The following is a 23,641-nucleotide window of genomic DNA, read 5'->3' on the forward strand; positions in this document are numbered from 1 at the left end:
TATGAGAGTCACTAATAATCAAATATACGGTCAGTCCAGTCGCGCTATGAGTCATGCAAATGATCGTGTGATGGATATTCAGAAGAAGATTACGGAGAATACCAGTATTGTTTCTCCCAGCGATAACCCAGTGGGTGCGCGGGAGGTGATGCAGTATGAGTCGAGTAATCAGTCTTTAAAGCAGTACGATAACAACATGAAAATGGCGAAAGGGCATTTGGAATACGAAGAAGTGGCCTTGCAAAGTTATAATGGCCTATTGGATGAAGCCAGAACCATGTTGATTCAAGCGGATAATACCGCAAATACGCATCAGGATATTGGTGCGATTGCCGATCAAGTTTCCTCCATGGTCGATTCCATGGAGGATTTAATGAATTCTCGCAGTGCCGATGGTAGCTATATTTTTTCGGGGACAAACACCCAAGCGCCTGCTTTTACCCATTTGCCAGATGGTACCTTTAAATGGTCTGGTAATGAGGGGCAAAATTTTGCGCAAATTTCAGAGAGCCGTAAGGTGGCGGTGAGCGATTCGGGTAAGCATATTTTTGAAGATGTATGGAAGCGTAATACGTTTTCCACAAAATTGAGTGTGGGTAACTCTGATGTGGTGTCAAAGGTCTCTAATCAGGATGACTTTGATGCTTTTTTAAAAAGGCATTTTAGTGTCACCAATCAAGCAAGTAACCATTTCGTGCTGACAACCACGCCTTTGTCTATGACCAAACCAGATGCGGCTGCAATACAGTCGTTAGTGAGTCAAAGAGCGCAAGATGCTGCCGCTAACAAGGCAGCTGGTGCAAAGAATGATAATAAAGACGATGAAAAAAGCTATATAGGTCCACCAGGACGTTATTTTTTTGCTGATTCATCTGGCAACATTATTGCCTCAGGAACCTATGATCCGAACAAAAACCTCATTATTCAAGGGATGTCTTTTTCTTTAAAAGGGGATCCTGGTGCGATTGTTGACGTTGATCTTAATAAGCCAGAACGTGACAATGTGGTCAATGTGTTGCGCAATACAATAAAGGTGATGAAAGATCCTAATGCCTCGAGTGAAGAGCGCGATATCGCTTTGAAAAATGGCCAAGTCAGTATTGTTAATACGCAGACATCGGTAGGTCGCGTGCGTTCAATGGTGGGGGCTAGGCTCAATAGTATGACAGAACGAGGTGATTTTTCCACAGCGAACCAGATGGCCAATACCATGGCCCAGGAGCGGGTGGCAGGACTGGATATGGGCAAAGCGGCAACCGAATTGTCCATGTCCGAAACGGCCTTGAATGCCTCACAGAAATTATTCACTAGGATAGATAATCTATCTTTATTCAATAAGATTTGATTTATAGCTTGGAAGGTAGCGAGAGATGTCAGCGTTTCAAGTCGAGTCATGCTTTGGTATTGATTTGAATTCGGGGTTCTTTAATCTTGATGAAATTATCAGCCAATTTGGCATTAAGAATGATGTCCTTAATCATAAGCATATCCGTAGCCTAGTTCGAACGCGAGGGAAAAAAAGTCGTATTGTTAGTGTGGCCATGCGTCAAGTGACTTTTGATCTAGTGAAGCCTGCGTTAGAGACCAACTTTCTCCCCTATGACCCTTCTTTTACCTTTGAAAAGCTACTGAACACAAAACGAGAGCGCCTATATGACGCACAAGAGCGATTTCTGTTGCTGTGCTACTCCATGACTCAAGGAAAAACGGTTAAAAGTTTAAAAAAGCTAAATGCCTCATTAACCACCAAAGATTGGCGTGATAAAGCGAATAAAGGTCAAAGTCTGTTTAAATACTTTCGTCAAGAGCTTGATGATAATACTCGAGAGTATATTCTCGCGTATAAGGCGCAAAAAAGAGACAAGGAAAAACAAGTTGAAAAAGAGGCGGACGAGTCTCAGGGTAATGCATCGATTTCTTTGCCTTTACGACGTCAGGCTAAGACTGGTTTCGTGGAGAAAAAACTGGCACCGACTTCATTTAATGATGAGGTTATTAAGGCACTAAAACTGTTCGAAGATGGTTACCTTTTACTCAGGGAGCAGACCGATATCGTTAAAACGGGCTCCCCATTAGACATGGATAAACTAAGGGCGTTTTGTCAGCGCTTGATGCAATCTCATACACGTAATTCCTTTGCTCTGCTTGCTATTCGTCATATAAAAGATGCTTCTACGTATCTGGAGCAGCATGCAATGGGGGCGGCAGTATTGGGTATTCATTTTGCCAAAGCCTTGGCATTGTCTGAGCCCTACATCGAAGCCATTGCTTTGGGTGGCCTGCTTTTTGATTTTGGGCGTTTTCGTTTGCCTATGGCCATTAGTCATAAAGCAGGGAAAATGACGGAAGCCGAATTTGATTTGTTTCGAAAGCACATTACATTTGGCGAGCAAATGTTTAAGCAGAGTGACGGTATCCCCAAAGTGGCATATCAAATGTTGATCGATCACCACGAAAGAGTAGATGGTGCAGGGTATCCCCATGGTAAGCAGGATCAAGAAATCTCTGTGTATGGGAAAATAGCTGGTATTATCGATGCATATGATGCCTTAACCTCAGAGCAAGTTCACAAACAGTCCATGGGGCCACTAAGAGCGCGTCGGCAATTAGTAAAAGAGGCTGGATTGGCATTTGATAAATCTCTCTTAGGGGTTTTTCTGAAAAGCATTGGAAGAATTCCGGTGGGGTCTTGCATCGTGCTGTCGAATGGTCGTGTCGGGTTTGTGTTGACCTTAAGTGCTTCTTTGGAGCCCGCTTTAGTTCGTCAAGTATATAGCCTGACTCATAAGAGCTTTATTACAGTATCGGATATTGATCTGAGTAAGCCAGGCTACTCTCAGGAGAGTACTAAAATTGTCAAAGACATTGCCCCTCAGTCTTTGGGAATCCAGTTTATTAATTACCTTTCTTAACACATCCTCCTCTAGCAAGAGCCCTTAATGTGTCGTATCACGACAGTCTGTTTTTGTCATGAGTATTTTTGCTAATGACGGATTATTTGTAGTAGATTACAAATAAGACTAGAGTGCTTACTTTTTGTACACGGTTGTGCGCATTCTACTGACTTCCTTGTCTTTACTGCCTTTAGTGTAAAGGGCTTGGAGAAAAAATAGAAAAAATAGAAAAAAAGGTTAAAGATTGAAAATAGAGTGTCGATAAAGGGTATATGGAGTTTGATAACACAATTCAAACGAGCATTTGGTAGATCGCTGTATATGTGGATGCCAAGTTGATTTTACAGCGTTATCTCTCTTTTTTTATTATTTAGGAGAAAGCAAAATGGCTTTATATGTAAACACAAATACTTCTTCTTTAAATGCTCAGAACCAGCTAATGAAATCGGGTAAAGCATTGGATACTGCTTACCAGCGTCTATCTTCTGGTTACCGTATTAACAGTGCTGCCGATGATGCTGCGGGCTTGCAGATCAGTGACCGTTTGACGTCTCAGGTGAATGGCCTGAACCAGTCAGTACGAAATGCGAATGATGGTATTTCTGTTGCTCAAACGGCTGAAGGTGCGTTGAACGAAACAACCAACATGCTACAGCGTATGCGTACTCTATCCATTCAATCTGCTAACGGTTCAAACACTGATGAAGACCGTATCGCAATGCAGCAAGAAATGGGGCAGCTTTCTAAAGAGATTAACCGTGTTGCTAGTACGACGACCTTTGGTGGACGTAACCTGCTTAATGGTACTTACGCTGGTGTCTTTCAGGTTGGTGCAGACTCTAATCAAACCATTAGTTTTACATTGGAATCTGGTGGTAATGCGAATTCCATTGATTATTCAGGAAATGGTGGTTTTACCATGTCTGGGTTATCTAGTGGTGCAGCAACACCTCAAGTCTCTAAAGATACCGCATCAATTACCACTATGGGTAATGCTCAAAGTATGATCAAGGTTATTGATACTATGATTGCGGCAGTAGACTCTAAACGTGCTGAGTTAGGTGCGGTACAAAACCGATTCTCTTCTACTGTGAATAACTTGAGCAACATTACTGAAAACGTATCAGCTGCACGTGCACGTATTAAAGATACTGACTTCGCAAAAGAAACGGCTGCTTTGACCAGTGCTCAAATTCTTCAGCAAGCTAGTAGCAGTATTCTTTCTCAGGCTAATCAACGTCCTCAAGCGGCTTTGTCCCTATTGGGTGGTCGTTAATTAGCATTAAATAGAGAGTAAAGAGTAGTACTTATGTGCTGCTTTTTCTCCTATTAAATTTATTTATTTCAAGCGGCTCCTATTTTCTTGGGGAAAGCGGCTTTTAGCCAGATGAAAGTGCTTCATCTGGCTTTTTTGTGCCTAAAATTTGTGTTTTCAGGAGGTTTGTATTTGATAACGAGTGATTGAGTGGGGCTAATTAAGATGCTTTCAGCGTTTTTGTGTCTGGCGTGTTCGGCGGATATTTTTCTGTCGGCTTGACGGTGTCCAGTCTTTATAACATCTGTTTGCTGTCAGCCAGATGAGTTTTACGCTCGTCTTTACTTTGTCGTGCCTGTTATTTCGATTTATAGAGATGTGTCTGCCTATCGATGTTGGACGTATCGGCAACATGCGATTATTGCTCCTTTTCGTTTAAGAAGGGGGAGTTGAAGACGGACTTTCCGTTGAGCTTTTTTGTAATGCTAACGATCTTGTCATTGCTTCAAATTTACATTATTTAGACGGTTTTATTAATAAGGGAGTAAATACAAAGTTTATCTATATCAATCAGTTGGGAATATTTTTGCCTATTAGGGTGAAGGATTTTGCCTATATGAGGTAAATAAATGCCATGAAACAGTAAAGTTATTGATGTTCTCGTCGATATTAAGGACGAGTACTGCTTTTTTGCAGGAATTGTCGAAAACTTTAGGAGGCTATTTATGGCTCTTTATGTAAACACGAATATTTCATCTCTGAATGCTCAACGTCAGTTGATGAAATCAGGCAGCACGCTAGATGTTGCTTTCCAGCGTTTGTCTTCGGGGAAGCGTATTAATTCGGCAGCAGATGATGCCGCAGGTTTACAAGTTTCTAACCGTTTAAGCGCTCAAGTTAATGGTTTGAACCAGTCTGTGCGAAACGCGAATGATGGTATTTCTGTCGCGCAAACGGCAGAAGGGGCATTGGATGAAACGACTAATATGCTCCAGCGTATACGTACTTTGTCATTGCAAGCCTCTAACGGTTCAAATACCGATGAAGATAGGAAAGCCATTCAACAAGAGGTGGGACAGCTATCAAAGGAGATTAACCGGGTCGCATCAGACACTACATTCGGTGGAAGAAACTTATTAGATGGCACTTACGATGGTGTCTTTCAGGTAGGTGCTGATTCCAATCAAACGATCAGTTTTAATATGAAGAATGCAGGTGCCGCTGGGTCTATTGACTTTGCTGGAAATGGTGGCTTTACTATGTCTGGTCTGTCAAGTCAGGCATCTTCTCAGGTTAGTATCTCTACGGCATCGGTAACGTCCATGACGAATGCGCAAAGCATGGTCTCAGTGGTTGATTCGATGATTTCGGCGGTGGATTCTAAGCGTGCGGAATTGGGTGCAATACAGAACCGTTTCTCGTCAACGGTTAATAACCTAAGCAACATCACAGAGAATGTGACTGCTGCGCGTGCCCGTATAGAAGATACGGATTTTGCTAAGGAAACCGCAGCGTTAACAAGTGCACAGATTTTGCAACAGGCTAGTTCGTCTATCTTATCTCAAGCAAATCAGCGCCCGCAAACAGCGTTGTCTCTATTGAGATAATTTCACATTATAGAAGGCTGAGGGGAGACCTCAGCTTTCTATGTGTTATGAGAGGTTCAGACTATGTCGATTAGTTCAAGTGATATTTCTAAACATACGTTAAGTACATTACCTATAAGGCCCGAAAAGCGTAATTCTGATAATTTTAATGTACGGCATCAATCAGAGGCTAAAGTTGTCCAGACTTTGTCCGATACCAATAAAACAAATAAAGAAAATTCGAAAGAACAAGCCTTTTCAGACAAGATAGAGCCAAATCAAGTGAAAGAAATGAACACCAAGATGGCTCAATTAAACTTTCATTTGTCGTTTGAAATGAGCAAAGACAGCAATGAGAAAATCGTCAAGGTAATCGACCAAACCACAGGGGATGTTGTGCGTCAAATTCCTTCTGAAGAGTTTATAAAAATGTCGAAGCGTATTGATGATATCATTAGTCAGTTACGTGATATCAAAGGTACCATTGTAAATAGCAAAGTATGATTTGCTAAATTAGTGATTTGTAATGCATCAGGAGAGTGGATATGCCAGTTGGCTCATTGGGTATGGGATCGGGTCTAGATTTAGACTCTCTCGTCAAAAAAATGGTGAGTGCTCAAAAAGACCCAAAGGTGAAACTGTATCAGGATCAAATCCACAGATATGATGCTAAATTATCTGCTCTTGGAACGGTCGGTGCATCGATAGATAAATTCAAATCATCAGTGGAAAAACTGAATAATAGAGAGAGTTTTGAAGGGCGTAATACACAGATAGATCAGCCTGAAGACAAAAAAGTATTGGATGTCACCGCTGGCCCGACAGCCTCAAACTCTTCTTATGAAATCAGTGTGAATCAAACGGCGAAAGGCAGCCGAGTCATTTCTAAACCCAATATATTTCATTCAGAGAGCGATGTGGTTACAGCCCGTGGTGGAAAGTTAACCTTTAGTGCTGGTAAAGACTCATTCTCAGTGGATGTGGATCCAGGGACTACTCTAGCTCAGTTAAGAAAGAAAATTGATAACGCTAAAGATAATTTTGGTGTCTCTGCCAACATCATTGATGACGGAAAAGGTCATTTATTTTTTACCGTTACGTCAGATAAAGAAGGCGATAATAACTCTATCAGTATTACCAATACTAAGGCACCGCTTGGCAAACTACCGATTTCAGATACGCTAACAAAAGATGGTAAAGACACCTTAGAAAAACCTCCTGTTAATTCGGATGGTTTGTCATTGGACAGTGTGTCTACCTCAGGTTTATCCGCTGGCATGGTCATGCTGCAAGGGGATCAAGCCCGAGATGCGATGATCACGGTAGATGGCATTCAAATCCGCAATGATAGTAATAAATTTGATAAGGCTGTGTCCGGTTTAACCATCGATGCATTGGCGTTAACAGATAAACCGACCAAAGTGGATGTTACGCAGGATGAGAAATCCGTTAAAGACACTATTCAGGGTTTTGTCTCGTCATACAATGAATTAATTGGTGTCTTAAAAAAGAGTACTGCCAAGGGGGCTGTGCTAAATAGCAATAGCATGATTCGAAATTTACAGTCTTCTTTAACTAACAGTTTAATGATGACCCATGCTGGTCCTGGTAAGTTGAATAATATTTTTGACTTAGGTGTGAAAATTGACAACGACGGCACATTAAGTCTCGATCAAAATAAGCTCGATAAAGTCATGTCCACAAGTTATGACGAGCTTCCTGGTTTGTTTACGGGTAATGGTGGCTTAGCAAAACATCTTGAAAAAGTGCTGGATAACTATACCGGTATAGATGGAATGAATACCACGTTAAAGAACTCTATCGAAAAGTCGAAAGATGATACTGAAGAAACAATGAAGAACTTTGAACGCCGAATGAAGAGTTACGAGTCATCATTACGAGATAAGTTTACACATTTAGATTCTCGGCTTTCTGAGATGAAAGCACAAGGGAACTATCTAAATAATGCACTTGAAAAAATGAAGTAACGTTTAAACTGTAATAAATGGGGTTGTTTATGTACGAGAAAAAAGGGATTCATGCTTATAGACAAGACTCTTTGAAGTCTGATTTGGCATCAGCTGATCCTCATCGAGTCATTCAGCTCTTGATGCAAGGTGCTTTAGAGCGTTTGGCACTCGGTAAAGGATTTATAGAGCGAGGTGATTTACAGGGTAAAGCCTCTGCCTTGACCAATGCTGTTGAAATTATTAATGGGCTTCGCGATGCCTTGGATCGTGATAGGAACCCAGAGCTTGTCGATAATTTAGAGTCTTTGTATGACTATATGACGGTAAAAATCAACGAAGCTAGCGCAACGCGAGATATCGCTATTATTGATCATGTAATGGATTTGTTGCTACAAATCAAAGGTGCCTGGGATCAAATCTCAGAGGCAGATAAACAAAAAGCCTATGCTGATAAAGCAGAAGCTCGTGTGGGTATTGCTTAATGCTGGATAAAGCCTATCTTGTCGAATTGACGGATGAGCTAGAAGCAAGTGTTCAACGCCAGGATGTTGATAGTATTTTACAGTTTTGCGAGAAGCATGATGAGTTTATACGATCAATCCAGCCTTCGAATGATGCAGGCGTTAATCAGACTATTAAGGGATTTGCTCAAGCCCATCAGCGTGCGCTTGAGTTGATTGAGAATCTTCATACAGCCATGCAAAATGAGCTTTTTAAGACAACTAAAACCCGTCAAGGTGTGATCCAGTACAAGGGCGTAAAGCATGCGAAATGAGGAACAATGGACTGACACCGCACCAACGGAGGAGTATCTTTCTCTTTTGCAACAAGGTCTTCACCGTATAAAAGAACACGAGGCAGAGCTCAATAATCGATATGCCAATAACATGGCCGTATTTGCCGAGGTGATGCCGCATATCTATGAAGCGTTTCAATCCTATACACCAGACAACCCTTTTCTTTATATGGAAGCGAATGGCGAACTGAATCTTTTTCGCAAAGATGTCGGTGTGCCCTTTTTTTCTGATGAGCCTAGAAAGCAATCACAAAAAAAAGTCTTGGCTTCGCTTCGCTCCCCTAACAAAACCTTTTTGAATTTAGATAAAACGGACAATCACCCAAGCCGTCATGTGTTTTATAGCAACAAAATGATGGATGTGGCTTCTGCGCAAGCACAAGGTCTTGCTAAACAAAAGAGCATAACCCAGTTCGTGGGATCCGCCGTTTTTTTTGGCATTGAGCTTGGTTACCAGTTAGAGGCTTTGCTTGAATGTCGGGAGGTGAAGCATCTTTATCTATATGAGCGAAATTTAGATTGTTTTTATTACTCATTATTTGCGATTGATTGGCTGCCGATACTGGAAAAATGTAACCGAGATGGCCGCACGATTTATTTTTCTCTAGGTGTGAATGCAGAAGATTTTACTGATAAATACATACTTCAGTTGGCCGAAAATGGTTATTTTATGGCGCCGGAAACCTTCTTGCACGTTGCCTACAGTAGTCCTGAAAATAATCAAGCTATCCACTATTTTAAACAACATTATGTTCGTCAGGTGATGGGTTGGGGTTTTTTTGACGATGCATTGATTGGCATTGCTCAGGGGCTGCGATCTTTACCCAATACGCGTTTAGCTCGTTTTAAAGGACGTGATGAGCTCCCGAAATGGGTATTGGATATCCCTGTTTTTATCTTAGGGAATGGGCCATCCCTTGACCAAGGGATTGAGTTGGTGAAAGAAGTACGAGATCAAGTATTAGTGATCAGTTGTGGTTCCACCATCAACACGCTTAAAAAATTGGGAGTCACGCCAGATATTCATGTGGATATTGAACGCATGAAACAAACCGTCGACAAATTTATCTTTTTGGATCAAGACTATCTAGACCAGATCTGGGGGCTGTCTGTGGATGTTATGCACCCCGAGTATTTCCAATATTTTAAGCATTCTGGTATGGGGTTAAAGCCTGGAGAGGCGATTACCAGCTTGATTCTGCAACAAGCACGCGCTCAGGGCGATCTGGAAGAATACGTCCAACTAAACTTTTGCAATCCGGTCGTGGCGAACTTAGCGTTATCTTATGTGCATTTGTTTGGCTTTAATACGGTGTATTACCTTGGGGTCGATAATGGTTTCAAGGACAAAGGCAGTCACCATTCTATCCACAGTGGCTATTATAAAGATGGCAAAGAATCAGGCTTTCAAAGTTTTCAAGATGCCTCTTTAATTCAACGTGAAGGTAACTTTGGTGATGTGATCTATGCGACAAATATTATGGATACGTCACGGGTCCAGCTAGAGTCCTTAACGCGCCTATTGAAGAAGCGTCGTGGGTTTAATAGCTACAATTTATCTGATGGTGCGAAAATCGAAGGAGTTGAGCCGCTTAAGCCAGAGAATCTGATGATTCTGGATCCTAAGATTGACCATAAAGCAGTGATTCAGCTACTGGATCAATGCTTTTTTACCGAACCTCCAGCCAGTGTGCTAAAAGAGGCGCCAGAAACGCTCATTTCTATCGAGGATTTTTGCAAAATAGCTAAGCTTTTACAGCAAGGTTGGGATGATACCGTCACAACCCGTGAAGCCGTATGTGATTTATTGTGGTCCCATCACCGTAGACTGTTTTTTCTTCGTGCCAGTGTACATTGCCATATTCATGATTTGCTTATTGGCTCCTTTACCTATTCCGCCTTCCTGATCGTAAAGTTTATTTTCGCACACGAGGATGAGGCTGAAGCCGTGCGCCGTGCACGTAAGATATTTGATGTTTGGTGTGAGTTTTTAGACGAAATGCCAAGTATGTTACAGCAGGCGTCTGACTTTATAGACAAAGGTAATGATCACCTTATAACCTTTTACAACGGTTAATTATGTTCGAACAAGACCCATTTATTATTGCTGAGCTTTCTGGTAACCATAATCAAGACTTTGAGCTAGCGAAGGCGATGGTTCATGCTGCTGCCAAGGCGGGTGTTGATGCCATTAAATTGCAGACGTACACACCTGATACCATGACCCTCAATGTGCGACGTGATGAATTTATGGTCTCAGAAAGTGATAGCCTGTGGAAAGGGGATAATCTTTACGACCTATATGCCAAAGCATCAACCCCTTGGGAATGGCATAAACCCTTGTTTGAGTTAGCAGAATCCCTTGGCTTGGTGGCGTTTAGCTCGCCTTTTGATATAAGTGCGGTGAATTTTCTTGAGTCTCTCAATGTGCCGATATACAAGATAGCCTCGTTTGAAATGACTGATATCCCATTGATTCAAGCCGTGGCGAGAACCAATAAGCCGATTATTATGTCGACTGGCATGGCGACGTTTGCTGAAATAGAAGAAGCCATTGCAACCATTCGTGCAATCGGTAATAACCCCCTGACATTGCTAAAATGTACCAGTACTTACCCGGCAAGAATTGAGGATTCAAACCTGATGACCATGGCGGATCTTGCTAAGCGTACAGGCTGCCAAGTGGGGTTATCCGATCATACACAGGGATTAGGGGCGGCTGTTGCTGCGACGGCACTAGGTGCAACCGCAATAGAAAAACATTTTGTATTGGATCGTTGTGCTGGTGGTGTCGATGCGGCTTTCTCTATGGAGCCGTCTGAAATGGCAGCGTTAGTAAAAGCATGTCGTGATGCGAAAGCCGCATTGGGGCGTGTTGTTTATGGTGGTTCTGAAGCCGAGCAAGCAGCGAAAAAATATCGTCGTTCAATCTATATCGCACAGGACTTGCCAGCAGGGACGGTACTTGGCGAGACCCATTTAAAAATTATCCGCCCGTCTTTTGGTTTAGCGCCTAAGTATTGGCCAGAGGTGTTAGGAAAAGTGCTGAAAGTGGATGCTATAAAAGGTCAGCCACTGGCGTGGAATATGATGGAATGAAAGCGCTGATTCGAGCTGATGCGGCCGTAGAAATAGGCATGGGGCATCGTGTTCGTTGTCAGGCGTTGGCCAGCGCCTTTGAGCGATTAGGCTGGACGTGCCAGTTTGTTGTTCACCATCGTTACCGGCAGTTCGCCTCGGATCACGATCTTTTGATTGACTGCGAAGAGGATTTGTTGTCATTGGCGGAACAGGCAGATTTGGTGATTTTAGACCACTATGGTTATCAAGCGGATAATATAGCGCGTTTGTTTCAAGTACAGCCAAACCTGTTGGTCGTAGACGATATGAATGACAGAGGAATCTTTCCCGCTAAGTGGCTAGTCAATCCACTCAATCAAGTGTATTCCTCCCAAGTTGCCATGCCTCTTACTGGCGGACAATACGCCTTGTTACGTCCCTCTTTCTCACAGCATTACTCTGAGTCGATCACCCCAGATAGATTGCTCTTGACCCTGGGGGGGACTGATCCATTGGCGCTGACCTTACCTTTTCTCAAGGCTTTAGAAAAGACCGGATTTTTATTAGACAAGGTGCAAGTGATGCTGGGTAAGAACGCCAGAAATAGCGCAGAGGTGCTTGCTTATTGCGAGGAAAAACACATCGCTTGGCAGCAAGGCGTGAGTGATGTCACTCCATTAATGCGTCAAGCAAGAATGGCCATTTCTGCGGCGGGTGGTACCTTGTTTGAATTGGCTTGTATGGGGGTACCAACGGTATTTGCTCAAGTGGCAGAGAATCAAACTCGCTCTCTAGAGCAACATGTTCCAATGACTTGGTGTGATGCTGTTCGGTTTGATGACGTTAGCGAAAAACAGCAAGTGGAACGCATCGAGCATCTTATTCGTCTAGTGATGATCTATTGGCAGGATGATGCTTGGCTGACCAAGGCCAGGAAGATCGCTCGGAGTCTTGTTGATGGCAAAGGAGCTGATCGTGTTGCCAAAACGGTCCACCAAGAATTCTTAGGGATGATATAGCGCCATTAGTTGTGTTAATCGTTGCCAATCTTCCTCTGTATCCAAATCTTGAATGCGATGTCTTGGTAACATGATAGGTTTGGATTTTGCGCCAAAAATAACACCATCCTCTAGCCAGTCTTGAACACTTGCCCAGTAAAACTGCCCTGCATCATGAATGGCTTCCGTTAAATCTTGCGAACGTTTGGCAATGTGCTCTGGAAACATTGGTGCAAGTTGGCCATTCTGATCGAGATGCAATGCTCTCTGAATAGGAAAGTCAAAGGTACAAGCAGAGAAGCAAAATGTGGCATTTTCCAAGCCATTAAAGCCTTGTTGTAAGTCTTCTGGGGTTAAAAGTGGGCAGGTTGCATAGATCAAGCAAGCTTGGGTAGGGCGTTTGGAGTCATCAAGGGACGATTGTTTGATCAACATACGTAGAGCATGTTGCATTACTGGGGTCGTTCCTGTCATGTGATCAGCCAAGTCGCGTGGGCGCATAAATGGAATGTCAGCACCGTATTCTCGTGCGACTTCAGCTATTTCCTCATCATCTGTCGATACGACAATGCGATCAAATAGGCCAGACGCTTTCGCCACCTCGATGGAATAAGCCAACAAAGGTTTGCCGTTTAGCAAACGAATGTTTTTTCTTGGTATCCGTTGGGAGCCACCACGGGCTGGAATCACGGCTACCCGATGGTGCTTTTCTTGTAGAAGGGCGATGTCTTTCATGGGTCAGGCACTCATGACTCGATTAGCAATCAACGCATGTTTTAAAATCAGCGCGACACGTTCCTGTTGTGCCGTGGTTAGGTCAGCAAAAAGCGGCAAACTCAGGGTTCGTGAATAATAATCTTCTGCAACCGGAAAATCCCCCAGCTGAAAGCCCAGTGCCTGGTAATAGGGCTGTGTGTGTACGGGAATATAGTGTACCTGCGTACCAATGCCAGCATGACGCAAAACCTCAAACACCCCTTTTCGGGCGGCTTTATTGTGTTCTGGCAATAAAATAGGATACAAGTGCAGGGAGGAGTGCGCGTCCTCCGCTTGGTAGGGCAAGGTGATCGGAAAGTCTTTTAGCAGCTTTTCGTAATATTTGAATTGCTGGTGGCGCTTCTCGATAAATTGATCAAGTCGAGAGAGTTGAGACAAGCCAAGGGCCGCTTGCATTTCTGTCATGCGGTAATTAAAGCCCAATGTGTGTTGCTCGTAGTACCAATCACCAGGGGATTGTGTCAGTTCATCTGACGCTTTAGTAGTACCTTGTTGGGCATGGGTGCGCATATGCTTGGCAAGTGTGGTGCTGTTTGTGATGGCCATGCCGCCTTCTGCTGAGGTGATGATTTTCACCGGATGAAAACTAAACACACAGATATCGCTATAGCGACAATCTCCGATAGGGTGATCTTGATATTGGCCTCCAATGGCGTGAGAGGCGTCCTCAATGATAGCAAAGCCATATTCTTGAGATAAGCGATGGATAGCTTCCATATCACAAGACTGCCCAGCAAAGTGTACAGGGATAACCACCTTTGGCAAGGTATTAAGACGTTTTGCTGAGATTAGCTTCTCTTCTAATTTTTCTGCGCTTAAATTGTAAGTACGTGGGTCGATATCGACAAAATCCACCTCAGCACCACAGTAGCGGGCGCAATTAGCGGAGGCAATAAAGGTATTAGGAGATGTCCAGACTCGATCCCCAGCCCCTACGCCTAACGCCAAACAGGCCAAATGTAAAATGGAAGTGGCGCTGTTGCCAGCAATGGCGAATTGAGCCCCGACTTTTTCGGCAATGGCTTGCTCAAACGCTGTGACACTTGGACCTTGAGTGAGAAAGTCCGACTTTAAAACCCGAACAACCTCGGCAATATCGTCATCGCTGATGGATTGTTTGCCATAAGGGATAAAATCAGAGTGAGTCATCGAAGGTTAATATCTCGTCAACCGTTAAAAAGTGCGGGTTATTACCCGAATGGTATTCGTAACCGGCTTCAACTAAGGAACCTCTTTCTCCCAGTTTGTTGCAATCGAAACGAATGTCTTCTTGATAAAATTTAATGCTGGGGGCAATCACATAATGGTCTGCAAACTCGAAAGTATGGTAAGAATCATCAGAAGGACACATCACCTCGTGGAGTTTTTCACCTGGTCGAATGCCGACTTCTTTTGTGGGAATCTCTGGGGCGTAAGCGGTCGCAAGGTCCATAATGCGCACAGAAGGAATTTTCGGCACAAAGATCTCACCGCCGTGCATGCGCTGAAAGTTGCTTAACACAAAATCAACGCCCATTTGCAAAGTAATCCAAAAGCGCGTCATATCCGGATGAGTAATGGGAATGCTTTGTGCGCCTTCATTGACCAATTTCTGAAAGAAAGGCACAACGGAGCCACGGGAACCCACCACATTGCCATAGCGCACCACAGAAAAGCGTGTTCGACCTTGACCAACCATATTATTCGCTGCGACAAAAAGTTTGTCAGAGGCAAGTTTGGTTGCACCATATAAATTAATTGGCGCAGCGGCTTTGTCGGTTGACAACGCAATCACCTTCTCCACATTGGTTGCAATGGCGGCGGCAATCACGTTTTCGGCTCCATGAATGTTGGTTTTAATACATTCCATTGGGTTATATTCCGCCGCAGGAACCTGCTTAAGGGCAGCAGCATGAATCACATAATCCACATCTCGCATGGCTTGTGTTAAACGGTCTTTATCACGTACATCACCAATAAAATATCGCATGCAAGATGCATCGAAAATTTGCTGCATCTCATATTGTTTTAACTCGTCACGGGAGTAGACAATCAAGCGCTTTGGTTTATAGAGCGCCAAAAGCGTTTTGACGTATTGGTGGCCGAAAGAACCTGTACCACCGGTAATAAGAATACTTTTGTTGTTAAACATGAAAAACAATACCAAACCAGAGTGTATTAAATGATATATCGGCAAACCGTTTAAAAACATGAATAAAATCAAGAAACTGATACCGTTTTCCGATTAAATCTTGGAAAATTAAATAACCAATAAATCAGACTTTTTAAGCATCATTCGTTTGACGCGCGATACAGTCAGCAACATGATCATTCACCATGCCTGAGGCTTGCATAAAAGCATAGCAGGTTGTGGGCCCGAAGAAACGGAAACCACGCTTTTTCATATCTTTCGAAAGACGAGTCGATAATTCGGTTACAGCAGGAACGTCAGAGAGTGAAGAGGGGGCTGCGTCGATTACTTGGTGATCGCTAAAGGCCCAATAATAGTCACTAAAAGAGCCAAACTCTTTGGCGATGGCTAAAAAGGATTGTGCATTGGCAATCGTTGCTTCGATTTTTCCTCTATGGCGGACGATACTAGGATCTTGCACCAGTCTCTCTACATCGTCTGTGGTCATTTTGGCCACTTTTTCTGGATCAAACTGATGGAAGGCGGCTCGGTAACCTTCACGTTTTCGTAAAATCGTTATCCAGCTTAGACCTGCTTGGGCACTTTCCAGTACAATGCATTCAAATAAGGTTGGGTCGTCATAAATGGGCTTTCCCCATTCATTGTCGTGATACTCTATGTATTCGGGTGAACTTAAACACCAACTACAGCGTATTGCTTCCATTGACTTGACCTCTTAATTGTATTTTCTTGGCGCTGTCTTGCTTTTTGAATCAGCATACCCTGTTATGAAAATTCGTAAAGAAAAATGATTGCGTGGCATCAATGGATAGAGACTAACGGGATAAATCATGAGCTTTAAGCCAACTTATACTAAAAACGATGTGGAAATTCTAAACGACGAGTGCGTTTACAAAGGTTTTTTCGAGTTTCGTAAATTGACGTTAAAACACAAAAAGTACAATGGGGAGTGGAGCCAACCCATGGTGCGAGAAATGATGGTACGCAGTGATGCCGTCTGTGTTTTGTTGTTTGATCCAGTGGCAGATAAGGTGCTATTGATCGAACAATTTCGCCCAGCAGTCTATCAAAAAGACTCCCCTTGGTTGATTGAGCTGGTAGCGGGTATGGTTGAGAAAGGGGAAAGTGATGAAGACGTAGCGCGCCGTGAAGCGCTTGAAGAAGCGGGAGTGACTATTAAGCGTCTTGAATACATGTTTAAATTTGTGCCATCTCCAAGCGGGTTGGTGGAATACATTCGTATGTACGCAGGAGAGTTTGATGCGAGCAAAGTCAACCCAGATGAAACCCATGGTTTAGACAGTGAGCATGAAGACATTAAACTGCATTTGATGAGTGCGGGAGAGGCGATTGCTCTATTGGATGATGATATCGAAAATGCCAGTACTATTATGGGATTACAATGGTTTGCACTGAATAAGCAGCGCTTGCTTGATTGTTGGAAATAAAAGACAGCGAACATTTGCTAAGCTTGTCTGATTGAATTTGACTATACTGTCTCGATATAGACATGTTTTATGAGATAGGATTCAAACATGCTAAGCTAATCATAAAGCGATCAGTTTTTAGTCAATGTGTTTAACTTCTAAATGTTTAACCCCAAATAATGTAACGAAGGAAAGTCGTTTTTATAATGACCAAGGTGATGAAGAGAATGTCAAAATATGTGCCTGATTTAACCAGTTTGCAGATGCTCGGCGAATTAAACTATCGCCGCGTAGCGAAACTGATGCGCGGGCATGAAAGTGATACCCAGTGGCATTTCTCTATTCATAGTGCAGGAGATCAAGAAAGCCGCTTACGTTTGACGCTTGGCAACGAGAGTCGCTTCACCACAGACGTTGCATTAGAGTTTGGCCCTGAAATCGAAAATAAGCTGTTGTTTGAAAGCAAACTGAATATGACCATTCGGCTTTATCACGATGTGGGTATTGCGGAAATTACCGATGGACATCGTCAATACAGTGGGGCTTATCCTTATCCCAATGATGCAATGTACCATAGGGATGAAAAATTCCGTTTGAACCAACAACTAGCGGATTTACTAGAGCTGTGTTTAAAGCATGGCCATCGTTTATACGAAACCACATATTTTCAATTTGCATAATGGTTTGTTCGCATAACCGCGAGTCTTAAAGGTTGTAGTATGAATACCTTATTGTATATTCACGGTTTTAATAGCTCGGAATTGTCTGAAAAAGCCACCCTATTGGCACAAGCGATGCGTCAACATGGCGTGCAAGAGACGGCGTTTTTAGCGCCTCGTTTGGTATGGCAGCCAGCCAAGGCTTTGGCTCAGTTAGAGGCGATGATAACCGAACAGCATTCCCAAGGTAATCGAGTGACCTTAATTGGCAGTTCACTTGGCGGCTTTTATGGCTGTTATTTAGCGGAAAAATATCAAATACGCTGTATTTTAGTGAACCCTGCTGTGCAGGCGCCGATCTTATTGACCGAGCATCTTGGACCTCAGTATAACCCGTATACAGATGAGCATTATGTGTTGACTCAGGCCCATATGGCTGAACTGCAAGCCATGATAATTGATAAGCCAACCGCTTCTCTTTACTGGTTAATGCTACAAGAAGGTGACGAGACATTGGATTTTCGCGCGGCTTTACGGGCTTTTCCTGAAACCGCTCGATTAACCCATGAGCCAAATGGCAGTCACCGTTTTGAGGGTTTTGAACGCTTTACAGACGATATTCTTCGCTTTGCCAATCTCATTGTCTAACACGTCATTTTACCTCATTGTCTATTTAATGGCCTAGAAAACATGAAAGAGGATTCTCGCAGCGTGTTTAGTTATTTCACAGTACTAAGCAGCAGTGATAGACTTCGGATCATATTTTTATATAGCCACTCGATAGTGTGCTTTACCCCACTGTCGCAATCTCAAATTGGAAGAACAAACACGCATGTCTGCTAAAGAATATAATGCCGGATCGATTGAGGTTCTAAGCGGTTTAGAACCTGTCCAAAAACGCCCAGGAATGTATACCGACACCTCCCGCCCTAACCATTTGGCTCAAGAGGTGATTGATAACTCGGTGGATGAAGCGATTTCTGGCCATGCTGATCGCATTGAAGTCATTCTCTATAAGGATGGTTCGTTAAGTGTGGAAGATAACGGACGAGGGATGCCCGTGGACATTCACCCTGAGGAAGGAGTTTCAGGTGTCGAACTGATCCTGACTAAATTGCATGCAGGTGGTAAATTCTCTGGTGATAACTACCAGTTTTCCGGGGGGTTGCATGGTGTTGGGGTATCCGTTGTTAATGCCTTATCTTCGTCTTTAGAAGTCTGGGTAAAACGCGATGGAAAAATTCATCATATTGCCTTTGCTGACGGTTTTAAAACCGTTGAATTAAATGAAGTCGGTACGGTCGGTAAAAAGAACACGGGTACCAAGCTGAAATTTACCGCTGATGGTAAGTATTTTGATAGTCCTAAATATTCCCTATCGCGCCTAAAACACTTGCTTAAAGCTAAAGCCGTCTTGTGTCCTAGCTTACATGTTATTTTTATCGATCAAAGTGGCAGCGAAGAAGTGCGCGAGGAATGGTTCTACGAAGATGGTTTAAAAGACTATCTAGCTCAAGCCAATGAAGGGTTTGAATTATTGCCAGAAGAGCCTTTCCTTGGTGGGTTAACAGAAAAAACACAAGGAGTAGACTGGGCCGTGCAGTGGCTTCCCGAAGGGGGAGAGCTGATTACCGAAAGCTATGTCAACTTGATTCCTACCGCTCAAGGCGGTACCCACGTAAATGGTTTACGTACGGGCCTATTGGAAGCCATTCGAGAGTTCTGTGATTTCCATAACTTGCTGCCTCGTGGTGTAAAGTTGACCGCAGAAGACGTGTGGGATCGTTGTAGCTACGTCTTATCGGCAAAGTTACAAGAGCCACAGTTTTCAGGCCAAACCAAAGAGCGTTTATCATCTCGTCAGATTGTGCCTTTTATTTCAGCCACTGCAAAAGATGCCTTTAGCTTATGGCTAAACAAACATGTGGAGGATGGGAAGAAAATTGCTGATCTTGTCATCAATAGCGCACAAAAGCGTCTGAAAGCCAGCAAAAAAGTGGTGCGTAAAAAAATCACCCAAGGACCAGCGCTCCCCGGTAAATTGGCCGACTGTGCGGGACAAGACTCCAGCCGAAGTGAATTGTTCCTAGTGGAAGGGGATTCCGCAGGTGGCTCTGCCAAGCAAGCCCGTGATAAAGACTTTCAAGCGATCTTGCCATTGCGCGGTAAAATACTCAACTCGTGGGAAGTGGAATCTAGCCAAGTTCTTGGCTCCCAAGAAATACATGATATTTCTGTTGCCCTTGGGGTGGATCCTGGAGAAGAAGACTTATCTGGTCTACGCTATGGCAAAATCTGTATCCTAGCCGATGCAGACTCGGATGGACTGCACATCGCCACTTTGTTATGTGCTTTATTTGTACGCCATTTTTCCAGCCTCGTTAAAGCGGGCCATGTATTTGTTGCCATGCCGCCTTTATACCGTATCGATTTGGGTAAAGAAGTGTCCTACGCCTTAGATGATGAAGAAAAAGACATCATCCTACATAAAATGGCGGTAGAGAATAAACGTGGTACACCAAACGTACAGCGCTTCAAAGGCTTGGGTGAAATGAATCCATCGCAACTGCGTGAAACCACTATGGCACCAGACACCCGCCGTTTGATTCAACTGACCATGGATGATCCTGTCGATACTGGCGAATTGCTCGATAAACTGCTGTCCAAAAAACGTGCTGGGGATCGCAAAAACTGGCTAGAAACCTACGGTAACCTAGCCATCGTAGAAGTGTAATAAAAAAACAGAGACCTTTGCCATTGGCTATATGGCGAAGGTCTTCAGTGATACCCTGTACTCTTAACGACTAGGCATCTAAGTTTCTAATAAACGTAAAATCTTTAACACCTTCTTTTAAGCGATACGCCATAGAAGGTCGTCCTTTTTTGTCGGCTGACCGCAACCCAACTTCTTCCATTAAATCGGCTTGTTCGACACGTCGGCGGAAGGATTTTTTCTGGATTGGCTTATCAATCAGGACTTCTAAGCAATGTTGCAGCTCTGGTAAAGTAAACTCCTCGGGCAGTGCGTAGGCTGGCACCATGGAATAGAGGGCTTTTTGTTTCAATCTTTCTCTTGCCGCTTTCATGATCTCTATATGGTCAAACGCCAGATCCATTTTTAACGCTTCTTCATAAATTTCCCAGCGAACCTCAGAAACGTTATCCACAAAGCTTTGACAAGATTGCAAAGCCACTAAGGCGGTGTAAACGACGGTCACAGACCAGCCTCTGGTGTCTCTTTGATTATTGCCGACACTCATCAGCTGTTCTATATAAGGGGCTTTCACACCGGTTTTTTCTTGTAGCTTGCGTTGTATGGCCTCTTCTAAAGAGGCGTCTTTTTCTTCATCCACAAAGCCGCCAGGTAAGGCCCATTTACCTTTTTCGGGATGTTCACAGCGTTTCGTTAGTAGTACTAACAGCTTTCCGCCATGAAAAGTAAAAATCGCAGCATCCACGGTCATCAAAGGGGCAAGATATTCTCTGCGATCATACTTTTGTAAAAACTCAGCTTCTGTTTCTTGCATCTTTTTCTCAATAAAACGGTGTATTTAATACTTATTGTAGCAAATAGTGTCCTTAAGACAAAAAATATCTTGACACACATAGTGTCTTTAAGACACTATTAAAAACACAGAGATAATGGAGTGTCAAAATGAGTATTCTAGTCATAGCAAATCAACATGAAATATTGGATGTTACCTTCCTTACCTTTTCGGGTGGTGAGCGACATGTTCAGTTGCCAGAACCCTCTCGATCTATCGTCCGACAAATAGATCTGAGCGCTCGTCTTCAAAGTGCAACCGATATTATGGATTTGTTATTGCTAGTGAACGCGCTACGTCACAAATTTGGCGCGGATATTGTGATAAACATTACTCTACCTTACTTACCTTATGCTCGGCAGGACAGGGTGTGTGCAGAAGGGCAAGCGTTCTCATTAGAAGTATTTGCAGGGCTACTGAATAGTATGGAGTTCAGTAACATAACAGTATGGGATTGCCATAGTCAGACAGGTATTGATCTGACTCGAGCGGAAAACATTACGCCTGAGAAAATCATTGCGGCAAGCCCTGCTCTGGTAACGTTATTAAAATCCGCAAACAGTGTATTGGTTTGTCCTGATAATGGTGCTAAGGCGCGTTGCTCTGCTATTAAAGCGTTTTTTGCTTTGCCTAGCATGATCCAGTGCACCAAGCAGCGTGATCCAAGTACCGGGAAAATTACCCAAACGACGGTGGATGTTGACAGTCTTGTAGGAAAAACGGCCATTATCACTGACGACATTTGCGATGGTGGCTTCACTTTTATCAAGATTGCAGAACAGCTTAAAGCCAAAGGAGCAGAAAGAATCGTACTCTATGTCACCCATGGTATTTTCAGCAAAGGTGTCGAAGTCTTTGATGGCCTGATCGACGACATTTACACCAGCAACAGTATCGAGCGGACAGTCGTCAGCCCAAAAATCAACGTTATACAGTATTAATGTCACAGTAAAACAGGAGGTTTTTATGAACCCATTAACTGCAATTGACTTTTACAAAGCCGATCACAGACGCCAATACCCTGCGGGGACAGAGTATGTGTATTCCAATTTTACGCCCAGATCTTCTCGTTTAGCCCCTGTTCTAGAAGGGTTTGATGATCGTGTGGTATTTGTCGGGTTACAAGGCTATATCAAGCGCTTTTTAATAGACACCTGGAACGAACACTTCTTTAACCAACCAAAAGAGAAGGTAGTGACGAAATACAAACGTCGTATGGACACGTCATTGGGGGAAGGGGCTATTCCAGTGGATCATATCGAAGCACTGCACGATCTGGGCTATTTACCATTGGAGATTAAGGCATTGCCTGAAGGCAGCCGAGTCAACATTAAAGTGCCCATGTTCACCATTGTGAATACCTTGCCAGAGTTCTATTGGCTAACCAATTATTTGGAAACCAGCCTAAGTGCCGAGATATGGAAAATATGCACCACCGCAACCGTTGCCTATGAGTACAAACGTCTATTAACCGACTACGCGCAAAAGACAGGTGCGCCAATGGCATTTGTACCATTACAAGGGCATGATTTTAGCTTTCGTGGCATGAGTGGCATGATGGACGCCGCCCAATCCGGTATGGGGCACCTGACTAGCTTTATCGGTACTGATACCGTGGCCGCGATTGACTACGCAGAAGACTATTACAACGCACAAGGGGTGATAGGCGTCTCAGTGCCAGCCACCGAACACAGTGTCATGTGCATGGGCACCCAAGAGGGGGAAATTGAAACCTTCCGTCGTTTAATCACAGAGTTATACCCACGGGGCGTCGTTAGCATCGTGTCTGACACGTGGGATTTTTGGCAGGTAATTTCTTGCTACGCTCGTGAGTTGAAAGCAATCATTCTAGCGCGTGAAGAGGATGCACTAGGCCTAGCAAAAGTGGTTTTCAGACCCGACAGTGGTGATCCTGTCAAAATCATCGGTGGTGACCCAGAGGCTGAGCCTGGCTCTCCTGAATACAAAGGTGCTGTAGAGTGTTTGTGGGATATTTTTGGTGGCGACATCACCGACAAAGGCTACAAAATGCTGAACCCAAGAGTCGGATTGATTTATGGCGATTCCATTACACTGAAAAAAGCGCAAGCCATTCTTAACGTCATGGAAGAAAAAGGCTTTGCTTCAAGCAATATTGTGCTGGGAGTGGGAGGGTTCACCTATCAGTACCTGACCCGAGACAGCTTTGGCTTTGCCATGAAGGCCACCTGGGGGCAGGTAAATGGCGAAGGAAGGGAAATCTTCAAGGACCCAATTACCGACAGTGGTACCAAAAAGTCAGCAAGGGGCCTATTACGAGTAGAAAAAACTGAGAATGGCTTTAAGTTGTTCGATCAGCAAACACCCGAACAGGAAAAACAAGGGGAGTTGAAAACGGTATTTAAAAACGGCTCATTGGTTGTAGAGCAATCTCTTATGGAGATTAGAGAACGTTTAATGGGGGAGGACAAGGCCATTTAGAGCGCGTTATTCGGCCTTTTAATCAAGTTTTTATATATTCTAGGGAATGATCAGCCCAACAGGGGGAAATATGGTCGTTACCT

Annotated in this window: 22 protein-coding genes; 17 read left to right on the plus strand and 5 right to left on the minus strand. The window is 43.5% G+C overall.

Annotation, left to right across the window (positions count from 1 at the left end; all coding sequences use genetic code 11):
• The first annotated feature begins 1 nt into the window (after window position 1).
• From flgL to JHD45_RS00515, 11 genes are all read left to right on the plus strand, one after another.
• Complete coding sequence (flgL, locus tag JHD45_RS00465; protein WP_199473908.1) at window positions 2-1,345, plus strand: flagellar hook-associated protein FlgL; 1,344 nt, start codon at window positions 2-4, stop codon at window positions 1,343-1,345.
• A 25-nt stretch (window positions 1,346-1,370) separates the two neighbouring features.
• Complete coding sequence (locus JHD45_RS00470) at window positions 1,371-2,912, plus strand: HD-GYP domain-containing protein (protein ID WP_199473910.1); 1,542 nt, start codon at window positions 1,371-1,373, stop codon at window positions 2,910-2,912.
• A gap of 367 nt (window positions 2,913-3,279) precedes the next feature.
• On the plus strand, window positions 3,280-4,170 hold the full coding sequence (locus tag JHD45_RS00475) for a flagellin (protein ID WP_199473912.1): 891 nt from the start codon (window positions 3,280-3,282) through the stop codon (window positions 4,168-4,170).
• Between the two features lie 704 nt (window positions 4,171-4,874).
• Window positions 4,875-5,756, plus strand: a complete 882-nt coding sequence (locus JHD45_RS00480; RefSeq protein ID WP_199473914.1) for a flagellin — start codon at window positions 4,875-4,877, stop codon at window positions 5,754-5,756.
• Between the two features lie 63 nt (window positions 5,757-5,819).
• Window positions 5,820-6,239 carry a flagellar protein FlaG gene (locus JHD45_RS00485; RefSeq protein WP_199473915.1) on the plus strand — a complete coding sequence of 140 codons (420 nt, stop codon included), beginning with the start codon at window positions 5,820-5,822 and terminating at the stop codon, window positions 6,237-6,239.
• A 41-nt stretch (window positions 6,240-6,280) separates the two neighbouring features.
• Window positions 6,281-7,723 (plus strand): flagellar filament capping protein FliD, encoded by a 1,443-nt coding sequence (fliD, locus tag JHD45_RS00490; RefSeq protein WP_199473923.1) that lies wholly within the window; start codon window positions 6,281-6,283, stop codon window positions 7,721-7,723.
• Between the two features lie 29 nt (window positions 7,724-7,752).
• A complete protein-coding gene (gene fliS, locus JHD45_RS00495; RefSeq protein WP_199473925.1) occupies window positions 7,753-8,187 on the plus strand; it encodes a flagellar export chaperone FliS in 435 nt (144 codons plus the stop codon).
• Window positions 8,187-8,480 (plus strand): hypothetical protein, encoded by a 294-nt coding sequence (locus JHD45_RS00500; RefSeq protein ID WP_199473927.1) that lies wholly within the window; start codon window positions 8,187-8,189, stop codon window positions 8,478-8,480. The genes fliS and JHD45_RS00500 overlap by 1 nt, the downstream gene beginning before the upstream one ends.
• Window positions 8,470-10,578 carry a 6-hydroxymethylpterin diphosphokinase MptE-like protein gene (locus tag JHD45_RS00505; protein WP_199473929.1) on the plus strand — a complete coding sequence of 703 codons (2,109 nt, stop codon included), beginning with the start codon at window positions 8,470-8,472 and terminating at the stop codon, window positions 10,576-10,578. Before JHD45_RS00500 ends, JHD45_RS00505 begins: the two co-directional genes overlap by 11 nt.
• 2 nt (window positions 10,579-10,580) lie before the next feature.
• Entirely contained in the window at window positions 10,581-11,600 is a 1,020-nt protein-coding gene (pseI, locus tag JHD45_RS00510) for a pseudaminic acid synthase (protein ID WP_067013475.1), read from the plus strand.
• The gene (locus JHD45_RS00515) at window positions 11,597-12,580 is read left to right on the plus strand and encodes a PseG/SpsG family protein (protein ID WP_199473931.1); all 984 of its coding nucleotides are present in this window, start codon (window positions 11,597-11,599) and stop codon (window positions 12,578-12,580) included. Before pseI ends, JHD45_RS00515 begins: the two co-directional genes overlap by 4 nt.
• Here the strand turns inward: JHD45_RS00515 and pseF are convergent.
• From pseF to JHD45_RS00535, 4 genes are all read right to left on the minus strand, one after another.
• Window positions 12,566-13,294, minus strand: coding sequence for a pseudaminic acid cytidylyltransferase (gene pseF, locus JHD45_RS00520; protein WP_199473933.1), 729 nt, complete (start codon window positions 13,292-13,294; stop codon window positions 12,566-12,568). The two genes, JHD45_RS00515 and pseF, sit on opposite strands and share 15 nt — an antisense overlap.
• 3 nt (window positions 13,295-13,297) lie before the next feature.
• Window positions 13,298-14,485 (minus strand): UDP-4-amino-4,6-dideoxy-N-acetyl-beta-L-altrosamine transaminase, encoded by a 1,188-nt coding sequence (pseC, locus tag JHD45_RS00525; protein WP_199473938.1) that lies wholly within the window; start codon window positions 14,483-14,485, stop codon window positions 13,298-13,300.
• Entirely contained in the window at window positions 14,472-15,467 is a 996-nt protein-coding gene (gene pseB / locus JHD45_RS00530) for a UDP-N-acetylglucosamine 4,6-dehydratase (inverting) (protein WP_199473944.1), read from the minus strand. Before pseB ends, pseC begins: the two co-directional genes overlap by 14 nt.
• Window positions 15,468-15,600: 133 nt before the next feature.
• Complete coding sequence (locus JHD45_RS00535) at window positions 15,601-16,170, minus strand: DNA-3-methyladenine glycosylase I (protein ID WP_199473945.1); 570 nt, start codon at window positions 16,168-16,170, stop codon at window positions 15,601-15,603.
• 127 nt (window positions 16,171-16,297) lie between these two features.
• Here JHD45_RS00535 and JHD45_RS00540 point away from each other — a divergent pair, with 127 nt between their 5' ends.
• From JHD45_RS00540 to parE, 4 genes are all read left to right on the plus strand, one after another.
• Window positions 16,298-16,915 (plus strand): NUDIX domain-containing protein, encoded by a 618-nt coding sequence (locus tag JHD45_RS00540; RefSeq protein ID WP_199473946.1) that lies wholly within the window; start codon window positions 16,298-16,300, stop codon window positions 16,913-16,915.
• Between the two features lie 206 nt (window positions 16,916-17,121).
• A complete protein-coding gene (locus tag JHD45_RS00545; protein ID WP_233407471.1) occupies window positions 17,122-17,574 on the plus strand; it encodes a DUF1249 domain-containing protein in 453 nt (150 codons plus the stop codon).
• Between the two features lie 39 nt (window positions 17,575-17,613).
• Complete coding sequence (locus JHD45_RS00550) at window positions 17,614-18,201, plus strand: YqiA/YcfP family alpha/beta fold hydrolase (protein ID WP_199473950.1); 588 nt, start codon at window positions 17,614-17,616, stop codon at window positions 18,199-18,201.
• 184 nt (window positions 18,202-18,385) lie between these two features.
• Window positions 18,386-20,287, plus strand: coding sequence for a DNA topoisomerase IV subunit B (gene parE, locus JHD45_RS00555; RefSeq protein ID WP_199473952.1), 1,902 nt, complete (start codon window positions 18,386-18,388; stop codon window positions 20,285-20,287).
• Between the two features lie 70 nt (window positions 20,288-20,357).
• Here parE and JHD45_RS00560 read toward each other — a convergent pair whose 3' ends face one another.
• On the minus strand, window positions 20,358-21,080 hold the full coding sequence (locus JHD45_RS00560) for an NUDIX domain-containing protein (protein WP_199473954.1): 723 nt from the start codon (window positions 21,078-21,080) through the stop codon (window positions 20,358-20,360).
• Between the two features lie 128 nt (window positions 21,081-21,208).
• Between JHD45_RS00560 and prs the strand changes: the two genes are divergently transcribed.
• Window positions 21,209-22,039, plus strand: coding sequence for a ribose-phosphate diphosphokinase (prs, locus tag JHD45_RS00565; protein ID WP_199473956.1), 831 nt, complete (start codon window positions 21,209-21,211; stop codon window positions 22,037-22,039).
• Window positions 22,040-22,064: 25 nt separating this feature from the next.
• Window positions 22,065-23,558: a nicotinate phosphoribosyltransferase gene (locus tag JHD45_RS00570; RefSeq protein WP_199473958.1), complete on the plus strand. Its 1,494-nt coding sequence runs from the start codon at window positions 22,065-22,067 to the stop codon at window positions 23,556-23,558.
• Window positions 23,559-23,641: the final 83 nt, after the last annotated feature.

This window comes from Marinomonas spartinae, assembly GCF_016461715.1.
GTDB lineage: Bacteria > Pseudomonadota > Gammaproteobacteria > Pseudomonadales > Marinomonadaceae > Marinomonas > Marinomonas spartinae_A.

Excerpts from the sequence above, each read along its gene's own strand:
- pseF (WP_199473933.1), bottom strand. The coding sequence starts at position 13,294 with ATGAAAGACATCGCCCTTCTACAAGAAAAGCACCATCGGGTAGCCGTG.
- JHD45_RS00515 (WP_199473931.1), top strand. The coding sequence starts at position 11,597 with ATGAAAGCGCTGATTCGAGCTGATGCGGCCGTAGAAATAGGCATGGGG.
- JHD45_RS00535 (WP_199473945.1), bottom strand. The coding sequence starts at position 16,170 with ATGGAAGCAATACGCTGTAGTTGGTGTTTAAGTTCACCCGAATACATA.
- JHD45_RS00485 (WP_199473915.1), top strand. The coding sequence starts at position 5,820 with ATGTCGATTAGTTCAAGTGATATTTCTAAACATACGTTAAGTACATTA.
- JHD45_RS00570 (WP_199473958.1), top strand. The coding sequence starts at position 22,065 with ATGAACCCATTAACTGCAATTGACTTTTACAAAGCCGATCACAGACGC.
- pseC (WP_199473938.1), bottom strand. The coding sequence starts at position 14,485 with ATGACTCACTCTGATTTTATCCCTTATGGCAAACAATCCATCAGCGAT.
- JHD45_RS00500 (WP_199473927.1), top strand. The coding sequence starts at position 8,187 with ATGCTGGATAAAGCCTATCTTGTCGAATTGACGGATGAGCTAGAAGCA.
- JHD45_RS00475 (WP_199473912.1), top strand. The coding sequence starts at position 3,280 with ATGGCTTTATATGTAAACACAAATACTTCTTCTTTAAATGCTCAGAAC.
- JHD45_RS00505 (WP_199473929.1), top strand. The coding sequence starts at position 8,470 with ATGCGAAATGAGGAACAATGGACTGACACCGCACCAACGGAGGAGTAT.
- JHD45_RS00470 (WP_199473910.1), top strand. The coding sequence starts at position 1,371 with ATGTCAGCGTTTCAAGTCGAGTCATGCTTTGGTATTGATTTGAATTCG.
- JHD45_RS00550 (WP_199473950.1), top strand. The coding sequence starts at position 17,614 with ATGAATACCTTATTGTATATTCACGGTTTTAATAGCTCGGAATTGTCT.
- JHD45_RS00545 (WP_233407471.1), top strand. The coding sequence starts at position 17,122 with ATGTCAAAATATGTGCCTGATTTAACCAGTTTGCAGATGCTCGGCGAA.
- pseI (WP_067013475.1), top strand. The coding sequence starts at position 10,581 with ATGTTCGAACAAGACCCATTTATTATTGCTGAGCTTTCTGGTAACCAT.
- fliS (WP_199473925.1), top strand. The coding sequence starts at position 7,753 with ATGTACGAGAAAAAAGGGATTCATGCTTATAGACAAGACTCTTTGAAG.
- JHD45_RS00560 (WP_199473954.1), bottom strand. The coding sequence starts at position 21,080 with ATGCAAGAAACAGAAGCTGAGTTTTTACAAAAGTATGATCGCAGAGAA.
- JHD45_RS00540 (WP_199473946.1), top strand. The coding sequence starts at position 16,298 with ATGAGCTTTAAGCCAACTTATACTAAAAACGATGTGGAAATTCTAAAC.
- pseB (WP_199473944.1), bottom strand. The coding sequence starts at position 15,467 with ATGTTTAACAACAAAAGTATTCTTATTACCGGTGGTACAGGTTCTTTC.
- fliD (WP_199473923.1), top strand. The coding sequence starts at position 6,281 with ATGCCAGTTGGCTCATTGGGTATGGGATCGGGTCTAGATTTAGACTCT.
- parE (WP_199473952.1), top strand. The coding sequence starts at position 18,386 with ATGTCTGCTAAAGAATATAATGCCGGATCGATTGAGGTTCTAAGCGGT.
- prs (WP_199473956.1), top strand. The coding sequence starts at position 21,209 with ATGAGTATTCTAGTCATAGCAAATCAACATGAAATATTGGATGTTACC.
- JHD45_RS00480 (WP_199473914.1), top strand. The coding sequence starts at position 4,875 with ATGGCTCTTTATGTAAACACGAATATTTCATCTCTGAATGCTCAACGT.
- flgL (WP_199473908.1), top strand. The coding sequence starts at position 2 with ATGAGAGTCACTAATAATCAAATATACGGTCAGTCCAGTCGCGCTATG.